The 18,682-nt window shown below is 58.6% G+C and carries 14 protein-coding genes; 6 read left to right on the top strand and 8 right to left on the bottom strand.

Going from position 1 to position 18,682, the window contains the following annotated elements; genetic code table 11:
- Window positions 1-11: 11 nt before the first annotated feature.
- The 7 genes from ACZ5RG_RS06120 to ACZ5RG_RS06090 form a co-directional block, all read right to left on the bottom strand.
- Complete coding sequence (locus ACZ5RG_RS06120) at window positions 12-2,123, bottom strand: 3-hydroxyacyl-CoA dehydrogenase NAD-binding domain-containing protein (protein WP_464448036.1); 2,112 nt, start codon at window positions 2,121-2,123, stop codon at window positions 12-14.
- Between the two features lie 120 nt (window positions 2,124-2,243).
- Window positions 2,244-2,939: an ABC transporter ATP-binding protein gene (locus ACZ5RG_RS06115; protein WP_298596840.1), complete on the bottom strand. Its 696-nt coding sequence runs from the start codon at window positions 2,937-2,939 to the stop codon at window positions 2,244-2,246.
- Window positions 2,939-3,715 carry an ABC transporter ATP-binding protein gene (locus tag ACZ5RG_RS06110; protein WP_019429002.1) on the bottom strand — a complete coding sequence of 259 codons (777 nt, stop codon included), beginning with the start codon at window positions 3,713-3,715 and terminating at the stop codon, window positions 2,939-2,941. Before ACZ5RG_RS06110 ends, ACZ5RG_RS06115 begins: the two co-directional genes overlap by 1 nt.
- The gene (locus ACZ5RG_RS06105) at window positions 3,712-5,004 is read right to left on the bottom strand and encodes a branched-chain amino acid ABC transporter permease (protein WP_312260136.1); all 1,293 of its coding nucleotides are present in this window, start codon (window positions 5,002-5,004) and stop codon (window positions 3,712-3,714) included. Before ACZ5RG_RS06105 ends, ACZ5RG_RS06110 begins: the two co-directional genes overlap by 4 nt.
- Before the next feature lie 3 nt (window positions 5,005-5,007).
- Window positions 5,008-6,042: a branched-chain amino acid ABC transporter permease gene (locus tag ACZ5RG_RS06100; protein WP_298596956.1), complete on the bottom strand. Its 1,035-nt coding sequence runs from the start codon at window positions 6,040-6,042 to the stop codon at window positions 5,008-5,010.
- Window positions 6,043-6,247: 205 nt separating this feature from the next.
- A complete protein-coding gene (locus ACZ5RG_RS06095; RefSeq protein ID WP_298596959.1) occupies window positions 6,248-7,480 on the bottom strand; it encodes a branched-chain amino acid ABC transporter substrate-binding protein in 1,233 nt (410 codons plus the stop codon).
- A 125-nt stretch (window positions 7,481-7,605) separates the two neighbouring features.
- Window positions 7,606-9,234: a 3-(methylthio)propionyl-CoA ligase gene (locus ACZ5RG_RS06090; protein WP_464448035.1), complete on the bottom strand. Its 1,629-nt coding sequence runs from the start codon at window positions 9,232-9,234 to the stop codon at window positions 7,606-7,608.
- Between the two features lie 134 nt (window positions 9,235-9,368).
- Between ACZ5RG_RS06090 and ACZ5RG_RS06085 the strand changes: the two genes are divergently transcribed.
- The 6 genes from ACZ5RG_RS06085 to ACZ5RG_RS06060 all read left to right on the top strand — a co-directional run bounded on the left by ACZ5RG_RS06085 (window position 9,369) and on the right by ACZ5RG_RS06060 (window position 15,229).
- Window positions 9,369-10,916: a protein adenylyltransferase SelO gene (locus ACZ5RG_RS06085; RefSeq protein WP_464448034.1), complete on the top strand. Its 1,548-nt coding sequence runs from the start codon at window positions 9,369-9,371 to the stop codon at window positions 10,914-10,916.
- Entirely contained in the window at window positions 10,913-11,320 is a 408-nt protein-coding gene (gene msrB / locus ACZ5RG_RS06080) for a peptide-methionine (R)-S-oxide reductase MsrB (RefSeq protein ID WP_464448033.1), read from the top strand. Before ACZ5RG_RS06085 ends, msrB begins: the two co-directional genes overlap by 4 nt.
- Before the next feature lie 56 nt (window positions 11,321-11,376).
- A complete protein-coding gene (locus tag ACZ5RG_RS06075; RefSeq protein WP_298596967.1) occupies window positions 11,377-11,919 on the top strand; it encodes a septation protein A in 543 nt (180 codons plus the stop codon).
- The gene (locus ACZ5RG_RS06070) at window positions 11,916-12,194 is read left to right on the top strand and encodes a BolA family protein (RefSeq protein ID WP_464448032.1); all 279 of its coding nucleotides are present in this window, start codon (window positions 11,916-11,918) and stop codon (window positions 12,192-12,194) included. Before ACZ5RG_RS06075 ends, ACZ5RG_RS06070 begins: the two co-directional genes overlap by 4 nt.
- 83 nt (window positions 12,195-12,277) lie before the next feature.
- The gene (locus tag ACZ5RG_RS06065; protein WP_464448031.1) at window positions 12,278-13,051 is read left to right on the top strand and encodes a peptidylprolyl isomerase; all 774 of its coding nucleotides are present in this window, start codon (window positions 12,278-12,280) and stop codon (window positions 13,049-13,051) included.
- Between the two features lie 204 nt (window positions 13,052-13,255).
- The gene (locus ACZ5RG_RS06060) at window positions 13,256-15,229 is read left to right on the top strand and encodes a peptidase U32 family protein (RefSeq protein WP_464448030.1); all 1,974 of its coding nucleotides are present in this window, start codon (window positions 13,256-13,258) and stop codon (window positions 15,227-15,229) included.
- Here the strand turns inward: ACZ5RG_RS06060 and ACZ5RG_RS06055 are convergent, their stop codons facing one another.
- Window positions 15,230-18,667: a DEAD/DEAH box helicase gene (locus ACZ5RG_RS06055; RefSeq protein WP_464448029.1), complete on the bottom strand. Its 3,438-nt coding sequence runs from the start codon at window positions 18,665-18,667 to the stop codon at window positions 15,230-15,232.
- Window positions 18,668-18,682 lie beyond the last annotated feature (15 nt).

Raw genomic sequence — 18,682 nt, 5'->3', positions numbered from 1 at the left:
AAATTAAAAAATCAGTTGAATGTCTTGCCTTCGGCCACCAAGCGCTGAATCAGCGGAGCGGGTTGCCAGAACTGGGCGTCGTCGTGCGGATTTTTGGCGAAGCGTTTCATGGCTTCGGCCACATTGAACAGGCCGAGTGTGTCGGCGTAGATCATGGGGCCGCCGCGCCACAGCGGGAAGCCGTAACCCGTCAGGTAAACCATGTCGATGTCGCTGGCCTTGCTGGCAATGCCTTCTTCCAAAATGTGGGCAGCTTCGTTGACCAGCGAGAACACCAGGCGTTGCACGATTTCTTCGTCTGAAATCTTGCGGGGCGTGATGCCCAAAGCGGCACGGTGTTTTTCGATCATCTCGACCACCACAGTGCTGGCAATTGCATCGCGTTTGCCTGTTTGGTAGTCGTACCAGCCCGCGCCGGTTTTTTGGCCATAACGGCCCATCTCGCAGAGCAAGTCAGCGGTTTTGCTGTACTTGAGGTTGGGCTTTTCCTGGTAGCGGCGCTTGCGAATCGCCCAGCCAATGTCGTTGCCTGCCAAATCGCCCATGCGGAACGGCCCCATGGCAAAGCCAAACTTTTCAACGGCTTTGTCGACCTGCGCTGGCGTGCAGCCTTCTTCGATCAGGAAACCAGCCTGACGGCTGTATTGCTCGATCATGCGGTTGCCGATGAAGCCATCGCACACGCCGGAAACCACCGAGGTTTTCTTGATCTTCTTGCCGATGGCCATCACGGTGGCCAACACGTCTTTGCCAGTTTGGGCGCCGCGCACCACTTCCAGCAACTTCATCACGTTGGCGGGGCTGAAGAAGTGCATGCCCACCACGTCTTGGGGACGCTTGGTGAACGAGGCGATCTTGTTCACGTCGAGAGTGGAGGTGTTGGACGCCAAAATCGCACCGGGCTTCATCACACGGTCCAGCTCTTTGAAGACGGCTTCTTTCACGCCCATTTCTTCAAAAACAGCTTCGATCACCAGATCGGCCTGGCCGATGTCGTCGTAACTCAAAGTGGTCGACAACAGCGCCATGCGCTCATCGTATTTTTCAGGCTTGAGCTTGCCTTTTTTGACTTGCGCTTCGTAGTTCTTGCGGATGGTGGCCACGCCGCGGTCCAACGCGTCCTGCTTCATCTCCAGCATCTTGACGGGGATGCCTGCGTTGAGGAAGTTCATCGAGATACCGCCGCCCATGGTGCCTGCACCAATCACGGCAATCGATTTGATCTCGCGCTTGGGCGTGTCTTCTGGCACGTCCGGAATCTTGCTGGCAGCACGGTCGGCCATGAAAATGTGACGCAGCGCACGCGATTCCGGCGTGAGCATCAGATTCATGAAAATTTCACGCTCGAAGACCATGCCATCTTCAAACTTTTTGGTGGTCGCTGCTTCTACGGCATCGACACATTGGGCAGGCGCGGGCAGGTTCTTGGCCATGCCTTTGACCATGTTCCGCGCAAACTGAAAGTAGGCATCGCCTTGCGCGTGCTTGCAAAGCAGGTTGCGCACCAGTGGCAACGGCGATCCGTCGGCGTGGGCAGAGGCCACTTTGCGGGCCAAGGCCAGCGCTTCTTCAGGCAAGCTATCGACCGATTGGGCCATGGCATCAAACAGCTTTTGGCCAGGCAACATGGCCAGCATCTCGCTCTTAATGGCTTCGCCGCTGACGATCATGTTGAGTGCCGCTTCGACACCAATGACGCGAGGCAGACGCTGCGTGCCACCGGCACCAGGAATCAAGCCCAACTTGACTTCAGGCAACGCGATGCTGGTGCCAGGGGCTGCAATGCGGTAATGGCAACCCAAAGCCAACTCCAAACCGCCGCCCATGGCGACCGAGTGGATGGCAGCCACAACAGGCTTGGCCGAGTTCTCGCAAGCACGGATGACACTCAGCAAATTCGGCTCTTGGATCGCTTTGGGCGAGCCGAATTCGCGGATGTCTGCGCCGCCCGAAAAGGCTTTGCCGCCGCCAGTAATGACGATCGCTTTGACGCTGGCATCGTTGTTGGCTTTTTCCAGGCCATCGGTGATGCCGACACGGGTCGACAGACCCAAACCATTGACGGGCGGGTTCATCAAGGTGATGACCGCGACGTCTCCGTGAACTTTGTATTCAGCTGTCATGCTGCACTTCCTTTGCGTGAAATAAAGCGGGGGGCAAAAAAGAACGACCGTTCGTTTTTGAAAGATTGTAGTGGCTGAACAGACAAAAGACAGCGTGCACTGTCTCAATTGGGACGGATTTCAGACCTCCAACCATTCCTTGCGGATGTACGTGTTCTCGCGCAGGGCTTGGGGCGTGCCCTCAAAGACGATGCTGCCATGACCCATGACCAAGGCGCGGTCTGAAATTTTCATGGCAATGGTGAGTTTTTGCTCAATGAGCAATACGGAAATGCCCCGGCTCTTGAGTTGCTCAAGGTATTGGCCGACCAACTCAACAATCTTGGGGGCCAAACCCTCGGTCGGCTCGTCGATGATGATGAGATCAGGGTCGCCCATGAGGGTTCGGCACAGCGTGAGCATTTGCTGCTCCCCGCCCGACAAAACCCCGGCTTCGGTGTGCTCACGTTCTTTGAGACGCGGAAACATGGCATACATGTCTTCAAAAGACCAGCGGCCATTTTTGCCACTGCGCTTTTGCCCTAACTGAAGGTTTTGATGCACCGTCAATTTGGGAAAAATGTCCCGGTTTTCAGGCACATAGCCAATACCCAAATGGGCAATTTCATAGGCTTTCTTGCCCTGAATGGGCTGACCGTTCCAGTCGATCTGGCCCTGGCAATCGACCAGACCCATGATGGCCTTGGCGGTGGTCGAGCGTCCTGAACCATTTCGGCCCAGCAAAGCCACAATCTCGCCTTGGCCGACATCGAAGCTGACGCCGTGCAACACATGGCTTTTGCCGTAATAGGCGTGAAGGTTGTCTATATGCAACATCAATGGCCTCCTGCCTGGCTGTCAGCTACGGATGAGCCCAGATAGGCTTCTTGCACTTTGGCATTGGCCCTGACCGCCTCGGGTGTGTCAAAAGCGATCACTTCGCCATAAACCACCACCGCGATCTTGTCGGCCAGCCCAAACACCACGCCCATGTCGTGCTCCACCGTCAACAAGGTTTTGCCCACGGTGACTTCCTTGATCAGGTGAATAAATCGCGAGGTTTCGCTCTTGCTCATGCCAGCGGTGGGTTCGTCCAGCAAAATCACATCGGCACCGCCCGCAATCGTCACGCCAATCTCGAGGGCGCGTTGCTCGGCGTAGGTCAAGTTCATGGCCAGGATGTCGCGTTTTTTGTCCAAACGAATCATCTCCAACAGCTGGTCTGCACGCTCGTTGGCGTCTTTCAGGCCAGACAAGAATTTGAAGAAGGTGTATTTGTAGCCCAGGCTCCACAGCACCGCGCAGCGGAGGTTTTCAAAAACACTCAACTTCGGGAAGATGTTGGTGATCTGAAAACTCCGCGCCAAGCCCATGCGGTTGATCTCGTAAGGCGTCTTGTGCTGAATGCGTTGGCCATTCAACAGAATGTCACCACTGGTCGGACCAAAGCGCCCACTGATCAGGTTGAACAAGGTGGACTTGCCCGCCCCGTTCGGGCCAATCACGGCCACCCGTTCACCAGGCTCAACGGCCAAATTCACGCCCCGGATGATTTCGGTTTTGCCGAAATTTTTGCGAACGTCTTTCAGCTCCAATGCGTAGGTCGTACTCATACTGCAGTCTCCCGGCGCTTGATTTCTTTTTCGATCTCGGTCTGAATCTCGCCCCACTCGGTCATGTACTGACGGCGAGACAACTCGAACAAGCCCAAGCCGGTCAACATGACAAAGGCACAGCCAAACCAGCTGTCCAGGCCTTTGGCATTGAGTGTGGCCCCCATGAACTTGACCGTGTCACCCAATGCCGAATTGAGCTGCAGGTGATAGACCATTTCGATCATCGCGCCCGCCCCGGCCAACATGACAAAGGCGGTCAGGCCCAGCCCCAGATAACTGGTCCAGATCTGGCGCAGCTTGCCAAATTTGGCCACCCGCAGGTTCATCATGATCAGGCTGGCAATGCCGCCAGGCGCGTACATGACCATGAACAAAAAGATCAGACCCAGGTAAAGCAGCCAGGCTTTGGTCAGCTCGGACAACAGCACGAAGGCGATGATCATCAAAATGGCACCGATGATCGGACCAAAGAAGAAGGTCGCGCCGCCCAAAAAGGTGAACAGCAAATAAGCCCCTGAGCGCCCTGCCCCCACCACCTCGGCGGTCACGATTTCGAAGTTAAGTGCCCCCAAGCCCCCCGCAATGCCTGCAAAAAAGCCCGCGATGATGAACGCGATGTAGCGCACGCGCTGGGTGTTGTAGCCAATGAATTCCACGCGTTCGGGGTTGTCTCGCACCGCATTCAAAATGCGCCCCAGCGGCGTTTGGGTGAAGGCGTACATCAAGGCCACGCACACAAAGGTGTAGGCCGCGATCAGGTAGTAAACCTGAATTTGCGGGCCATAGGTGATGCCAAAGAAAGCCTCACCCGCCACCCGGTTGCCCGAGACACCAGCTTCGCCTCCGAAAAACTCGGAAAACATGAGCGACATGGCGAACACCAGCTCGGCCACACCCAGCGTGATCATGGCAAACGGCGTGCCCGATTTGCGGGTGGTCACCCACCCCAACAAGACTGCAAAGCCCATACCGGACAGACCACCCACAATGGGCAGCACACTGACCGGAATGTGCAATTTGCCACCGCTTACGGCGTTGAGTGCATGAATGGCCATGTATGAGCCCAGCCCGGTGTAGACCGCATGGCCAAAGCTGAGCATGCCGCCCTGCCCCAACAGCATGTTGTAGGACAGGCAGGCGATGATGGCGATGCCCATCTGGGCCAGCATGGTGGTCGACAGGTTGCTGGTGAACACCAACGGTGCCATCAGCAAGATTCCTGCAAATGCGCTCCAGATGATCCAGCGACCGACGTTGTAGGGTTTGAATTTGTAAACAGCAGCCATGTCTTAACCCTCGCGTGTGCCCAAAAGACCCTTGGGCCGGAAGATCAGAATCAGCACCAGGAACAGGTACGGCAAGATGGGCGCGACCTGCGACAGCGTGAGTTTGGCAAACGAATTGTCTTGCGTGGCGGCAGACAAGGCCCAGCCCATGTCTTTGGCCAGCGTCAAGAACGAATAGTCAATGGCCACCGCAAAGGTCTGGATCACACCGATCAGGACGGACGCGAGGAAGGCCCCTGACAAAGAACCCATGCCCCCCACGACGACCACCACAAAGATGACGGAGCCGACCGTGGCGGCCATGGCCGGTTCGGTCACAAAAGTGCTGCCACCAATCACGCCGGCCAAGCCCGCAAGCCCGGTGCCTGCGCCAAACACCAGCATGAAGACACGCGGCACGTTGTGTCCAAGCGATTCGGCCATTTCAGGGTGCGTCAAGGCAGCCTGAATCACCAGACCAATGCGGGTGCGCGTGAGCAACAGCCACAAGGACAACAGCATCAACAAAGCCACCAGCATCATGAAGCCACGGGTAGCTGGAAACGGCGAGCACACCACGCGAATGGCGGCATCGGCTGCAACGCAAGCATCGGCCGTGGCGGTACCCCAGACCACGCTCAGTCCATTGACCGAGTGGTTGATCAGGGTAAAGGCTGAACTGCGCAAAATTTCAGGCGGCGGAAACTCCACCGCTGTGCGGCCCCAAACCAGTTGCACGAGTTCGAGTGCGACATAAGACAGGCCAAAGGTCACCAGCAATTCGGGCACATGGCCGAAGGGGTGCACTTTGCGCAAGGTGATGCGCTCAAACAAGGCACCACAAGCGCCCACCAACAAGGGCGCGATGAACAGTGCCGGCCAAAAACCGATCCAGCCGGTCAGGGTGTGACCGAAATAGGCCCCGACCATGTAAAAACTGGCGTGCGCAAAATTGAGCACACCCATCATGCTGAAAATCAGCGTCAGCCCGGAGCTGAGCATGAAGAGCAACAGTCCGTAACTGAGACCGTTGAGCATGGAGATGATGAAAAACTCCATAAATACTGCCACTTTCCAGGCTCTGAATGAGCCTTACTTCGTTACCGAAAGTGGGTTGGAATGATCAACCCGAGACATCAACACGGGCGCTTGCGCCCAAAAAAAGGCCCGACAACTTGCTTGTTCATCGGGCCTCAGAACCCTTGGCACTTTCAGTGCCAGCCAACCCAGCAGACAGCGCCTACCGGGTCAAGCCCTGCGCAGCTTAGCCTGGACGTTTCATCTGGCAGCTGGTGGGCGTGCTGGACACATACGACGGGAACTCTTTCACGGGTGCCAGAGTCATGCCTGTGTTTTCAGGGCTGTAAGGGTATTTCTTGTCGGCCTTTTGCCAGACGGTCATGAACAGCGGCTGCTGCAGCTGGTGATCGGTCTTGCGCATTTGGACTTCACCGTGGTAGCTCTTGAAGGTCAGACCTTCCAAGGCCGCGGCGACTTTGACAGGATCGGTCGACTTGGCTTTGGCCATGGCCTCACCCAATGCGCTGTAGATCGAGATCACGGAGCCCGTGTAGAAGTCGTCGTTGAACTTGGTCTTGAACTCAGCCATCCACTTGCCAATGTCGCCACCCATGTTGTAGTGGTTGTAGGCAATCTGGAACACGCGACCTGCACCGCCTTGGCCCAGGGCCGTGGGGGTGCCAGAAACGCCTGTGTAGTAAGTGTAGAACTTGCCGGTGTAGCCGCCTTCGTTGGCTGCTTTGACCAGCAGGGCCAGGTCAGAGCCCCAATTGCCGGTGATCACGGTGTCGGCACCGGAAGCTTTGATCTTGGCGATATAGGGCGAGAAGTCGCGTACTTGGGCCAATGGGTGCAGGTCTTCACCCACGATCTGTACATCAGCGCGCTTGCGAGCCAGGTTTTCCTTGGCGAACTTGGCGACTTGATGGCCGTGCGAGTAGTTCTGGTTGAACAGGTAGACCTTCTTGATGGCCGTGTCGTCTTTCATGAAGGTGGTCATGGCCTCGATCTTCATCGACGTGTCGGCATCGAAACGGAAGTGCCAGTAGCTGCACTTGCTGTTGGTGAAATCAGGGTCCACCGCTGAATGGTTCAGGAAAATGATTTCCTTGCCGGGGTTGCGTTCATTGTGCTTGTTGACCGCTTCGATCAAAGCACCGGCCACCGATGAACCGTTGCCTTGGGTGATGTAACGCACGCCTTGGTCCATGGCCGCTTTGAGCGCGTTCAGGCTCTCAGCCGGGCTCAATTTGTTGTCGATGCCAATGACCTCAAATTTGACGCCAGCGGGGTTGGTTTTGCTGAATTTTTCGGCGAAGAACTGGAAGCTTTTGAGTTGGTTGCTGCCCACGGGTGCCATCAGACCCGACAGAGGGTCGATCCAGGCAATTTTGACGGTTTCGCCTTTTTGGGCAAAAGCGCCCATAGAACATGCAGCCAAGGCGGCTGCGGCGATCAAACGGGTTGCGATTTTCATTCAAGGTCTCCTGCGTTGTAAATCAGACATGGCCAGCGTAACCGCTCGCCATTCAAATCGGCTCGGGGTTTGCACCTAAGCCTTATCACCCGCGCGACTCTTCATCCGCACAGGCTTGAGCCGGGTCAAAGACCGGGCAAAACATAGTCGGCCAACTGCTCACGCAAACGGGTCTTGAGCATTTTTCCGGTGCCGCCCAAAGGAATGGCATCCACAAACACCACATCGTCCGGAATTTGCCATTTGGCCGTTTTGCCTTCGTAGAAAGCGATCAGCTCATCACGACTCACCTGAACCCCGGGTTTCTTGACCACACACACAATCGGACGCTCGTCCCACTTGGGGTGGCGCATGCCGATGCACGCGGCCATGGCCACCGCCGGGTGCGCCATGGCGATGTTCTCCACATCGATCGAGCTGATCCACTCGCCCCCCGACTTGATCACGTCTTTGCTGCGATCGGTGATCTGCATGAAGCCGTCGGCATCGATGGTGGCCACGTCGCCCGTCGGGAACCAGCCGCCCACCAAGGGGCTGGCGCCTTCCTGCTTGTAATAAGAGGCAATCACCCAAGGGCCTTTGACCAGCAGGTCGCCAGCCGCCTTGCCGTCATGGGGCAGGGCTTTGCCGTTTTCATCGACGATCTTCATGTCGATGCCAAATATGCAACGGCCTTGCTTCATGCGCAGCTTCATTTGCGCCTCTGCGGGCAAACTCAGGTGCTTGTTTTTCAGCGTGCAAACCGTGCCCAAAGGGCTGAGCTCGGTCATGCCCCAGGCGTGCAACACGTCGACGTTGTAGTCTTGGCGAAAGGCGTCAATCATGGCGGGCGGGCAAGCCGAGCCGCCAATCACCGTGCGGTTGAGCTGGCTGAACTTGAGGCCTGCAGGCTTCATGTGGCCCAACAGCATTTGCCAGACGGTGGGCACGCCCGCTGCAAACGTCACACCTTCAGACTCAATCAGCTCGTACACCGATTTGCCATCCAGCGCGGGGCCAGGAAACACCAACTTGGCGCCCGTCATGGCCGCGCTGTAAGGGATGCCCCAGGCATTGACATGGAACATGGGCACCACCGGCAAGATCGAATCACGCGCCGAAATGCACATCGAATCGGGCAAGGCCGCCGCATACGCGTGCAAGACGGTGGAGCGGTGGCTGTACAAAGCCCCCTTGGGGTTGCCCGTGGTGCCACTGGTGTAGCACAAGCTGCAGGCCGAATTCTCGTCAAGTTGCGGCCAGGCATAGGTGTCTGGCTGTTGGCCCATCCAGGCCTCGTAGCTCACCAGGTTCGGAATGCCGGTCTCTGCAGGCAATTTGTCGGCATCGCACAGGGCCACATAGTGGGTGATGGTGGTGCATTGGGCATGAACCGCTTGTACCAGCGGCAAAAAGCTCATGTCAAAACACAAAACCTGGTCTTCGGCATGGTTGGCGATCCAGGCCAGCTGGTCCGGGTGCAGACGCGGGTTCATGGTGTGCAAAACCCGTCCCGAACCGCTCACCCCAAAGTAAAGCTCTAGGTGGCGGTAGCCGTTCCAAGCCAAAGTAGCGATGCGTGCGCCCTGGGGCAGTTTCTGGCCATCGAGCGCGTTGGCCACTTGACGTGCGCGGCGTGCCACGTCTGACCAAGCGTAACGGTGCAGGTCCCCTTCTACCCGGCGTGACACGACTTCGCTGTCGCCGTGATGTTTCTCTGCAAATTCGATCAACGAAGAAATCAGCAGCGATTGCTGTTGCATCAGTCCCAGCATGGGGTGTCTCCTGTCAGGTGGGTGGTATTGAACCGATTCATTGTGCACCCGGGCCCACGCACAACAGACCTTAAAACGCGCTCTAAAACCCGCCAAACCCCGGGTACTTGTCAAGGACGTGACAATCCACACTTATGGTTTCTGCCCACTTGAACACTTCTGACAGCGCTGACAATCCCATGCCCGTGCTGGACTGGACGCACCGCCTGACCCAACTCGGGCCTCGTTTTTTCACCCGCCTGCAACCCACGCCCGTAGCGGCACCGCGCTGGGCGGCCCGCAACGAAAGCCTGCGGGCCGAACTGGGCTGGCCAGCCGGTATTTTTGACGACGATCACCTCCAAGCCTTCGCGGGCAATGCGCTGATGGTGGGGTCTGACCCATTGGCCACGGTCTACAGCGGACACCAGTTTGGACAATGGGCCGGGCAACTGGGTGACGGCCGTGCGATTTGGCTGGGCGAGGCCGCATCGGCGCAAGGGCCACAAGAGATTCAGCTCAAGGGCGCGGGCCGCACGCCTTATTCGCGCGGTGGCGATGGCCGCGCTGTGCTGCGCTCCAGCATTCGCGAGTATTTGTGCAGTGAAGCCATGCACGGACTGGGTATTGCGACCACCCGGGCGCTGAGCCTGGTGGCTTCGCCCGAGCCGGTGCGGCGCGAAACCATCGAAAGCGCCGCCGTGGTGGCGCGGGTGGCCCCCAGCTTTTTGCGCTTCGGGCACTTTGAACATTTTTCGGCACAAGGCGACACCGACAGCCTGCGAGCGCTGGCTGACCATGCCATCGCACACCACTTGCCGCAGTGCCAAGAACGCATGCAACGTTGGCAAGGCAATGCGTACGCCGCCCTGCTGGACGAGGTGCAAGAGCGCACCGCCCGGCTGCTCGCGCAATGGCAGGCTGTGGGCTTTTGTCATGGCGTGATGAACACCGACAACATGAGCCTGTTGGGCCTGACCATCGACTACGGCCCCTTCCAGTTCATGGACGGCTTTGACCCGGGCCATATCTGCAACCACTCTGACCACCAAGGCCGCTACGCCTATGGGCGCCAGCCCAACGTGGCCTATTGGAATCTGTATGCACTGGCACAAGCCATTGCCCCACTGATCGACGACCAGCCCATGACCTTGCAGGTGTTAGAGGGCTACAAAACCTTGTTCCCCCAATATCTGGGAGACGCCATGCGAGCCAAACTCGGTTTGACGGGCAGCCTGGCCCTCGAATCCGAACGCGAAGCCGACTGGACCTTGGTCGAAGACCTGATGCAGTTGATGGCCACTGAAAACGTGGACTTCACCCTGTTTTGGCGGCAACTGAGCCATGCGGTGGTGTGGCAATCGCGGGCCACGAAGCTGAACAACGAAGGCTGGAGCGCAGTGACGGATCTGGTGCTCGACCGCCCTCGCCTGCTGGCCTGGTTGGAACGCTACACCGCACGCGCAGGTCAGGGCAACTTCGCCGCCATGGGCGCTCGCATGCTGCGCACCAACCCCAAATTTGTGCTGCGCAACCATTTGGCAGAAACCGCCATCCGCCAGGCCAAGGTCGGTGATTTTTCAGAAATCGACACCCTGTACAACTTGCTAAAGTCCCCCTTCGACGAGCATCCCGGCTTTGACGCCTATGCCGACCTGCCGCCCGACTGGGCGAGCCAACTCGAAATCAGCTGTTCATCATGACCCACATCACCAAAACCGACCCAGAATGGCGCGATCTGCTGGCCGCCAAAGGCGCCGAGCCCGTGGCCTTTGCCGTGACCCGACAAGCCGCCACCGAGCGACCATTTACCGGCAAATACGAAAGCCACTGGGCCAACGGCATCTACCGCTGCATGTGTTGCGATGCCGAACTGTTCAAATCCGACACCAAATTTGACGCGGGTTGCGGCTGGCCCAGCTTCTCGCAAGCCTCGGCAGACGGCGCGATTGAAGAACGTGTGGACACCAGTCACGGCATGCGCCGGGTCGAAACCGTGTGTGCCCAATGCGGTGCGCACCTGGGTCATGTGTTCGAAGACGGCCCGGCCCCCACGGGCTTGCGCTACTGCATGAACTCCGCTTCGTTAGACTTCGAGGCTTCCTGACCGAACCCGGTTGCGCCTGCATGGCGCACCCACCGCGCAGTAACCAGACCCATTTCATGAAATTCATCCTCGACTTTTTTCCCATCCTGCTGTTTTTTGGCGCGTACAAGATGGCCGACATCTACACCGCCACTGCGGTCCTGATGGCCGCTACCGTGGTGCAAACCGCACTGATCTACAAGATGGACGGCAAGCTGCAAACCATGCACAAGATCACCTTGGTCTTGGTCTTGGGCTTTGGCGCACTCACTTTGGGCTTGCACGACGAGCGCTTCATCAAGTGGAAACCCACCTTGCTGTACTCGGGCCTGGCCATTGCACTGGCCGTGGCGCATGGCTTGTTGAAGAAAAACTTTTTGCACATGCTGCTGGGTCAACAACTGCAGCTGCCCCACGCGGTCTGGAACCGGCTCAACCTGTCATGGATGCTGTATTGCGTGTTCATGGCCGCCACCAACGGCTATGTGGCGGCGTATTTCAGCACCGAAGACTGGGTCAACTTCAAGCTCTGGGGCTATGCGTTCCCGCTGGTGTTCATCTTGGGACAAGGTATTTACATCTCGCGCTACTTGCCCAAAGAAGGCGTTGACAAAGAATGACGAACTTGCCCTTGCCATTGCCCCTGAGCGAACAGATCCACGCCCGACTGACCGAACGCCTGCAACCAACCGCTCTGAAAGTCATTGACGAAAGCGCCGCCCACGCAGGCCATGTGGGGGCGAACGACAGCGGTCAGGGCACCCACATGCGTGTGTGCGTTGCTTCACCTTTGTTTACAAGCTTGAGCCGCGTTCAGCGCCATCGCCTTGTGTATGATGAGCTGCAAGATTTCATTGACCAGGGCCTGCATGCTCTGGCCATCGAGCTGATCTGAACCTGGGCCGTCACCCATTGGTGGCAGCCCCTTTTTTTGAACCCTTGATTCAAGCCTGACACAACGTCATTGAGGAAAACAAAATGAAAAAGCAAATGCTCAGCGCCGCCCTGGTCGCCTTGCTGGCGGTTCCCGCCCTGGCGCAAAACCTGGCTGTGGTCAACGGCAAGCCAGTGCCTTCTTCGCGCGTGAATGCGCTCAAGCAACAAGTTGAAGCCTCTGGCCGCCCCGTGACACCCGAAGTGCTGGCCCAGATCAAGGAAGAGTTGATCGCCCGCGAAGTGTTCATGCAAGAAGCCAAAAAGCGCGGCCTGGACGCCTCTGACGAGTACAAAACCCAGATCGAACTGGCCCGCCAGACCATCCTGATCCGCCAACTGTTTGCCGACTTCCAAAAGAAAAACCCGGTCACAGATGCTGACATCAAGGGTGAGTACGACAAATTTGTGGCAGCCAACGGTGGCAAGGAATACCGCGCCCGCCACATCTTGGTTGAAAAAGAAGACGAAGCCTTGGCCTTGATTGCCCAGATCAAAAAAGGCGGCAGCTTTGAAGACCTGGCCAAAAAAGCCTCCAAAGACCCAGGCTCCGGTGCCAACGGTGGCGACCTCGACTGGGCTGCAGCCGGCAGCTACGTGCCCGAGTTTTCGGGTGCCATGGTCAAACTGGACAAAGGTCAGATGACCGACGCCCCCGTCAAAAGCCAATTTGGCTTTCACATCATCCGTGTGGACGACGTACGCGAAGCCCAATTGCCTAAGCTCGAAGAAGTCAAACCCCAGATTGCGCAGCAACTGCAACAGCAAAAGCTCAGCAGTTTCCAGGATGCCTTGCGCGCCAAAGCCAAGATCCAATAACTTGGACTTTGCCCTCTGAAAAACGCGACTTCGGTCGCGTTTTTTGTTGGTTCGCATTTCTTTGACGTTCGCTCTGGGCCTGCGGGCACTGGCCGGGGCTCAGAGGCGCTTCGCTTTGCCACATCGCCCCAACCAGAGCCCACAGCCCCAGAGCTGTTGGTCTGCATGAGGTGTAGGCTTCACAAGCTGGGATAATCCCAGCCCATGCAGCCTCACCACCTCGAACTCCTCGCCCCTGCCCGTACCTTCGATATTGGCATCGAAGCCATCCACCATGGCGCCGATGCCGTCTATATTGGCGGCCCCTCGTTCGGGGCGCGGTCGACTGCTGACAACAGCGTGCAAGACATTGCCAAGCTGGTGCAGAACGCCCACCGCTTTCACAGCCGCATCTTTGTCACCCTCAACACCATCTTGCGCGACGACGAACTCGAAGGTGCCCGCAAATTGGCCTGGCAGCTGTTTGACGCAGGGGTGGACGCCCTGATCGTGCAGGACATGGGCTTGCTGCAGATTGACATGCCGCCCATCCAACTGCACGCCAGCACCCAGACCGACATCCGCACGCCCGAAAAAGCCAAATTCTTGCAAGACGCCGGCCTGAGCCAAATCGTGCTGGCCCGTGAACTCACGCTGCCTCAGATCGCGGCTATCCGCGACGCGGTGGACACCGAGCGCACCGTGATCGAGTTTTTTGTGCACGGCGCTTTGTGTGTGGCCTACAGCGGCCAATGCTTCATCAGCCACGCCCACACCGGCCGCAGCGCCAACCGAGGCGACTGCTCGCAAGCTTGCCGCCTGCCCTACGAAGTCAAAGACGCGCAAGGCCGCATCGTGGCCCATGACAAGCATGTGCTCAGCATGAAAGACAACAACCAAAGCGACAACCTGCGCGCTTTGGTCGATGCGGGCATCCGCAGCTTCAAAATCGAAGGCCGTTACAAAGACATGGCCTATGTGAAAAACATCACGGCCCATTACCGCAAGTTGATGGACGAGGTGCTCAACGACCAGCCCGAATTGGCCCCGGCCTCACATGGCCGCACCACCTTCAGCTTTGAGCCCGATCCCAACCAAAACTTCAACCGCGAGTTCACCGACTACTTTGTGCAAGGCCGCCAAGAAGACATCGGCGCCTTTGACACGCCCAAAAACCCCGGCCAAGCGATCGGCTGGGTCAGCCGAGTCACGCCCGAACACGTCGAGATCACCACCGACGACACGGCCACGGTGTTGCACAACGGCGATGGGCTTTGCTACTACGACCTGCAAAAAGAACTGGTGGGCCTGCAAATCAACCGCGCCGAAGCCCAAAAAGCCAAAGGCGTGTGGCGGCTCTTTCCCAAAGACCCGATGGACGGCTTCAAAGACCTGCGCAAAGGCGTGCAGATCAACCGCAACCGCGACATGAGCTGGGTGCGGACCTTGGACAAAAAGTCCGCCGAACGCCGCATGGGTGTGTGGATGCAACTGGCCGAAAGCCCCGACGGCCTGCAACTGACCCTGACCGACGAAGCCGGGCACACCGGCACAGCGCACTTGGCTGTGCGCTGGCAAGCGCCCAAAGACGCCGCACAGGCCCACGCCATCGTCCAAAGCGCTTTGGGCAAACTGGGCGACACCGTGTTTGAGCCGATCGACGTGCAAGTGACCCTGCCCCGCCCTTGGTTTGTGCCACCGTCACAGCTCAACGCCCTGCGCCGCGACGCCGTGCAAGCGCTCGAAGACGCCCGCGCCCAGGGCCTGCACCGCCTGCCGCGTGCGGTGCCCGTGGAGCCACCGGCCCCATACCCCGATGACACCCTCACCTATCTGGCCAATGTGTTCAACCAAAAAGCGCGCGACTTTTATGCCGAACACGGCGTGAAGGTGATCGCCGCCGCCTATGAAGCGCAAGAAGAACTGGGCGAAGTCAGCCTGATGATCACCAAGCACTGCGTGCGCTTCAGTTTGAGCCTGTGCCCCAAACAGGCCAAAGGCGTGACCGGCGTGCAAGGCACCGTCAAGGCCGAGCCGATGCAACTGATCAACGGCAAAGAAAAACTCACCCTGCGCTTTGACTGCAAACCCTGCGAAATGCACGTGGTCGGCAAAATCAAAAAATCGGTGCTGGCCGCCGTGCCCGAAAGCCCGGTGCAGTTTTACAAGACCCGCCCACCCGTGCAGGGCATGCACTGATCAGCCGAGCGGCTTGAGCAACTCGTTCAGGTCAGACTCGCCAAACAGCGGCTCTTTGCGCTTGACGGCACCGGCATACATGTCTTGCGCCAGTTGGGCTTTGCGCTCTTGCAGGGCCAGCATGCGTTCTTCGATGGTGCCTTGCGCCACCAGTTTCACCACCCACACGTTTTTGGTCTGGCCGATGCGGTGGGCGCGGTCGGTGGCTTGGTTCTCTACCGCCGGGTTCCACCAGGGGTCGTAATGGATCACGGTGTCGGCCTGCGGCAGGTTCAGGCCCACGCCTCCGGCTTTCAGGCTGATCAGGAACAAGGGCACCTCACCGCTGGTGAATTTGTCGATGATCGCGTCGCGGTTTTTGCTTTGCCCGGTGAGCTTGACCCAGGGGATGCCCAAGGCGGGCAAGGCTTGCTCGATCAGTCCCAGCATTTCGGTGAACTGCGAGAACAGCAAGATCTTGCGGCCTTCGGCCACCATCTCGGGCAGCATGTCCAGCAGTTGGGTGAGCTTGGCCGACTCGCGCACTTGGCTTGCGGCGCTGAGTTTGAGCAAGCGCGGATCGCAACACACTTGGCGCAATTTGAGCAGCGCATCCAGGATGGTGATTTGCGATTTGCCCAGGCCCTGCGTGCTGAGCGCTTCGCGCACGGTTTTTTCCATGCCCAGGCGGATGGTTTCGTACAGGTCGGCCTGCTGGCCTTCGAGCGGCACCGGCATCAGGGTTTCGATTTTGGGCGGCAACTCACTGGCCACCAGGTCTTTGGTGCGGCGCAGCATGAAGGGCGTGATGCGGGCGCGCAACTGCGCCATTTTTTCGGTGCTGCCTTGGCGCTCAATGGGGTTGCGAAACAGCTCTGTAAAGCGCCGCTGGCTGCCCAAAAAGCCGGGCATCAAAAAGTGGAACTGGCTCCAGAGTTCGCCCAGGTGGTTTTCAATGGGCGTGCCCGACAGACACAAGCGGTGTATGGCCGGAATTTCTGAGACAACCTGCGCTGCATTGGTGTTGGCGTTCTTGATGTTTTGCGCCTCGTCCAACACCAGCATGTGCCAGGGCACTTGCAGCCACATTTCGCGGTCGCGCGACAGGAGCGAATAGGCGGTGATGACGACGTCAAACTGGCAAAGCTCTTGCGCGGTTTCGTGACGCGACAGGCCGTGGTGGATGTGGGTGGCAAGGCCCGGACAAAAGCGTGTCGCTTCGCGCTGCCAGTTGCCCAGCAAGCTCACAGGCGCAACGATCAGCGCCGGTTGCGTCAGCCGTCCGGCCTGTTTTTCGGTCAGGATGTGGGCCAGCGTCTGCAGCGTTTTGCCCAGGCCCATGTCGTCGGCCAAGATGCCCGCCAGCCGGTGTTGGCGCAAAAACTGCAGCCAATTCAGGCCCTGCTGTTGGTAGGGGCGCAGCGTGGCTTGCAAGCCTTCGGGCAAGGGCACGTCGGGCAGCGCCGCCATTCCGCGCATTTGTTGTACCAAGGCCAACAGGCTTTGTGCGCCCTGCCAAACTGCGCCTTCGCCCAGCGATGCGGCGGTGCGCAGTGCATCCAGGCGCGACAGCCGCAGCGAATCGCCATCCCAGTCGTGCCCACGTTCGCCGTGCAACTCCATGAGCATGGAAAGCCATGGCTTGATTTGGGCCGTGGGCAGTTTTACATAGCCTGGTCCTTGCAAATCAGGCAAGTACAGGTAGTCGGGCACGCGGTCGGCGTGCTTGTCGCCCAGCTCGCTGGCCGAAACCCCGGCACGGGCCATGGCCTTTAGGATCTCGGGCACCCAAGGCAGGATGTTCACGCGCTGACCGTCGATGTTCATGCCCAGCGAGAGGTCGAACCAAGGGGAGGTGTCTTCAGCGACATCTTCGCCTTGAACGCCCTGATCGCCCTGCCCGCTCATGCCCACATGCACATCGTCAGCCAGGCGCAGCCAGTGGTTCAGGCCTTCGCGGCTGTGTACTTCAAACCCGGCATCGCGCAGAGGCGAAAAGTCGGATTCCAGCCAGTCCAGCCACAGGGCTTGGCCATCTGGGCCGGGCATGCCCAGCAAGTTGTTGTCCCACAGCAAAAAGCCCAGATCGTCCAGCGTGTCCCAGATCTCGAGCTCGGCCGCCAGATCGCGCACCAACAGGCGGGCTTGGGGGCCTTGGCCAACGACCACGCGTGACTGGTGGTCCGCCCAATAGCCAGAGCAACCGGCATATTGAAACTTCAATTCGGCCTGAAACAGGCCTTGTTCACCGCGCAAGTGTTCTGGCACCGGCACGATGTGCAACACGCCGACAGGCGCAACACCCCGAATTTCGGGCATTTTTTCGATCACGGGTGGCAGGGGCAATTCGCCCATGGCATCCATCAGTTGCTGTTGAAACTTGACCGCCACACGCTCGGGCACCACGGGAGCCTGCGTGAGCAAGAGCAGGTGTTCAGCACTCATGCCTTGCGTGTCCAGCAGGCCGCAGGTGCCTTGTTGCGGATCCACAAACAAGGGGGGCTCGTTCAGGCCGTGCAACACGCCCGCCTGTGACGACTGCATCTGCAGACGCCAGCCTTCGGGGCTGTTGCCTTGCGCAGGCACGGCCTGCCAGTTGCCACTGAAGGCCACAGGCTGATCGCTCCAAACCAACGGCCGCAGGGTTTTGCCCTCGTCCCACATAAGACGGCTTGTGCTGCTGCACATCTTGAGCAACAACTCAGCGGCCATGCCTTGCAACTTGACCGCACTTTGAAAGCCGTAAGAGCTGAAGCTGTTGGTCGCCGGGCAGGCCTTCATCAGGTCAAAAATGCCTTGCTCGCCCGGCGCACAGTTGCGCCAAACCGGGTCGCTGGGGTAAGGCTGGCTGCTGACTTTTTTGGGTTTGCCCCATTCACCGTTCGGCTTCAAAACCGCTTGTTTGATCGTGAGATGGAACACGGGCCTGTGGCCCACAGTTGCGGCCGACAGGCAGTACAAAAAGTGTTCATTGGCTTTGCCTGGCACCGAAAAACCCGAGGGTGCATCGACGGCTTGCAAACGGGTCAACCAGTCGCGCACCTGATATTCGGCTTGTTGCAGCGCTTTTTCTTGGCGCACACGGGTCTGGTGCTCATCGCTTTCAGCGATTTCGGCACCCTCACCCGCCGGGGTCAGCGGATCGCGCATGGCAACGCCTTGCATGGCGACATGAATGCCCAGTGCCGCTCCGTGCTTGCACATGCGCCCCACGGGGCAAGTGCAGGTGGATCGCCAAGCTTGCAGGTTACCGCCATCGGACACGCGCAGATGCGCCGAAACCCGATACGGGTCTTGCGAAGAACCCTGAACCTGCGCATCGACGCGCCAGTCTGTGCCGTCAGGCGTCAGTTGTGCCGACAAAATCTCGTTTCTGAGGTAAAGCGCAGTGCCTTTGGCCCAGGAGTTCGAGTCGAAATAAAACGCCAGCTGAGAGGGCGGGAACCATTGATCAGACATTGCACAACACGCAAT

The organism is Limnohabitans sp. TEGF005 (genome assembly GCF_055394835.1).
This window is presented reverse-complemented; position numbering and strand designations above follow the sequence as displayed.

What these genes read in the sequence shown, in the direction of transcription:
- ACZ5RG_RS06090 (WP_464448035.1), bottom strand. Translation starts at nt 9,234, where the DNA reads ATGCTGGGACTGATGCAACAGCAATCGCTGCTGATTTCTTCGTTGATC.
- ACZ5RG_RS06095 (WP_298596959.1), bottom strand. Translation starts at nt 7,480, where the DNA reads ATGAAAATCGCAACCCGTTTGATCGCCGCAGCCGCCTTGGCTGCATGT.
- ACZ5RG_RS06065 (WP_464448031.1), top strand. Translation starts at nt 12,278, where the DNA reads ATGAAAAAGCAAATGCTCAGCGCCGCCCTGGTCGCCTTGCTGGCGGTT.
- ACZ5RG_RS06070 (WP_464448032.1), top strand. Translation starts at nt 11,916, where the DNA reads ATGACGAACTTGCCCTTGCCATTGCCCCTGAGCGAACAGATCCACGCC.
- msrB (WP_464448033.1), top strand. Translation starts at nt 10,913, where the DNA reads ATGACCCACATCACCAAAACCGACCCAGAATGGCGCGATCTGCTGGCC.
- ACZ5RG_RS06110 (WP_019429002.1), bottom strand. Translation starts at nt 3,715, where the DNA reads ATGAGTACGACCTACGCATTGGAGCTGAAAGACGTTCGCAAAAATTTC.
- ACZ5RG_RS06105 (WP_312260136.1), bottom strand. Translation starts at nt 5,004, where the DNA reads ATGGCTGCTGTTTACAAATTCAAACCCTACAACGTCGGTCGCTGGATC.
- ACZ5RG_RS06055 (WP_464448029.1), bottom strand. Translation starts at nt 18,667, where the DNA reads ATGTCTGATCAATGGTTCCCGCCCTCTCAGCTGGCGTTTTATTTCGAC.
- ACZ5RG_RS06115 (WP_298596840.1), bottom strand. Translation starts at nt 2,939, where the DNA reads ATGTTGCATATAGACAACCTTCACGCCTATTACGGCAAAAGCCATGTG.
- ACZ5RG_RS06075 (WP_298596967.1), top strand. Translation starts at nt 11,377, where the DNA reads ATGAAATTCATCCTCGACTTTTTTCCCATCCTGCTGTTTTTTGGCGCG.
- ACZ5RG_RS06085 (WP_464448034.1), top strand. Translation starts at nt 9,369, where the DNA reads ATGGTTTCTGCCCACTTGAACACTTCTGACAGCGCTGACAATCCCATG.
- ACZ5RG_RS06120 (WP_464448036.1), bottom strand. Translation starts at nt 2,123, where the DNA reads ATGACAGCTGAATACAAAGTTCACGGAGACGTCGCGGTCATCACCTTG.
- ACZ5RG_RS06060 (WP_464448030.1), top strand. Translation starts at nt 13,256, where the DNA reads ATGCAGCCTCACCACCTCGAACTCCTCGCCCCTGCCCGTACCTTCGAT.
- ACZ5RG_RS06100 (WP_298596956.1), bottom strand. Translation starts at nt 6,042, where the DNA reads ATGGAGTTTTTCATCATCTCCATGCTCAACGGTCTCAGTTACGGACTG.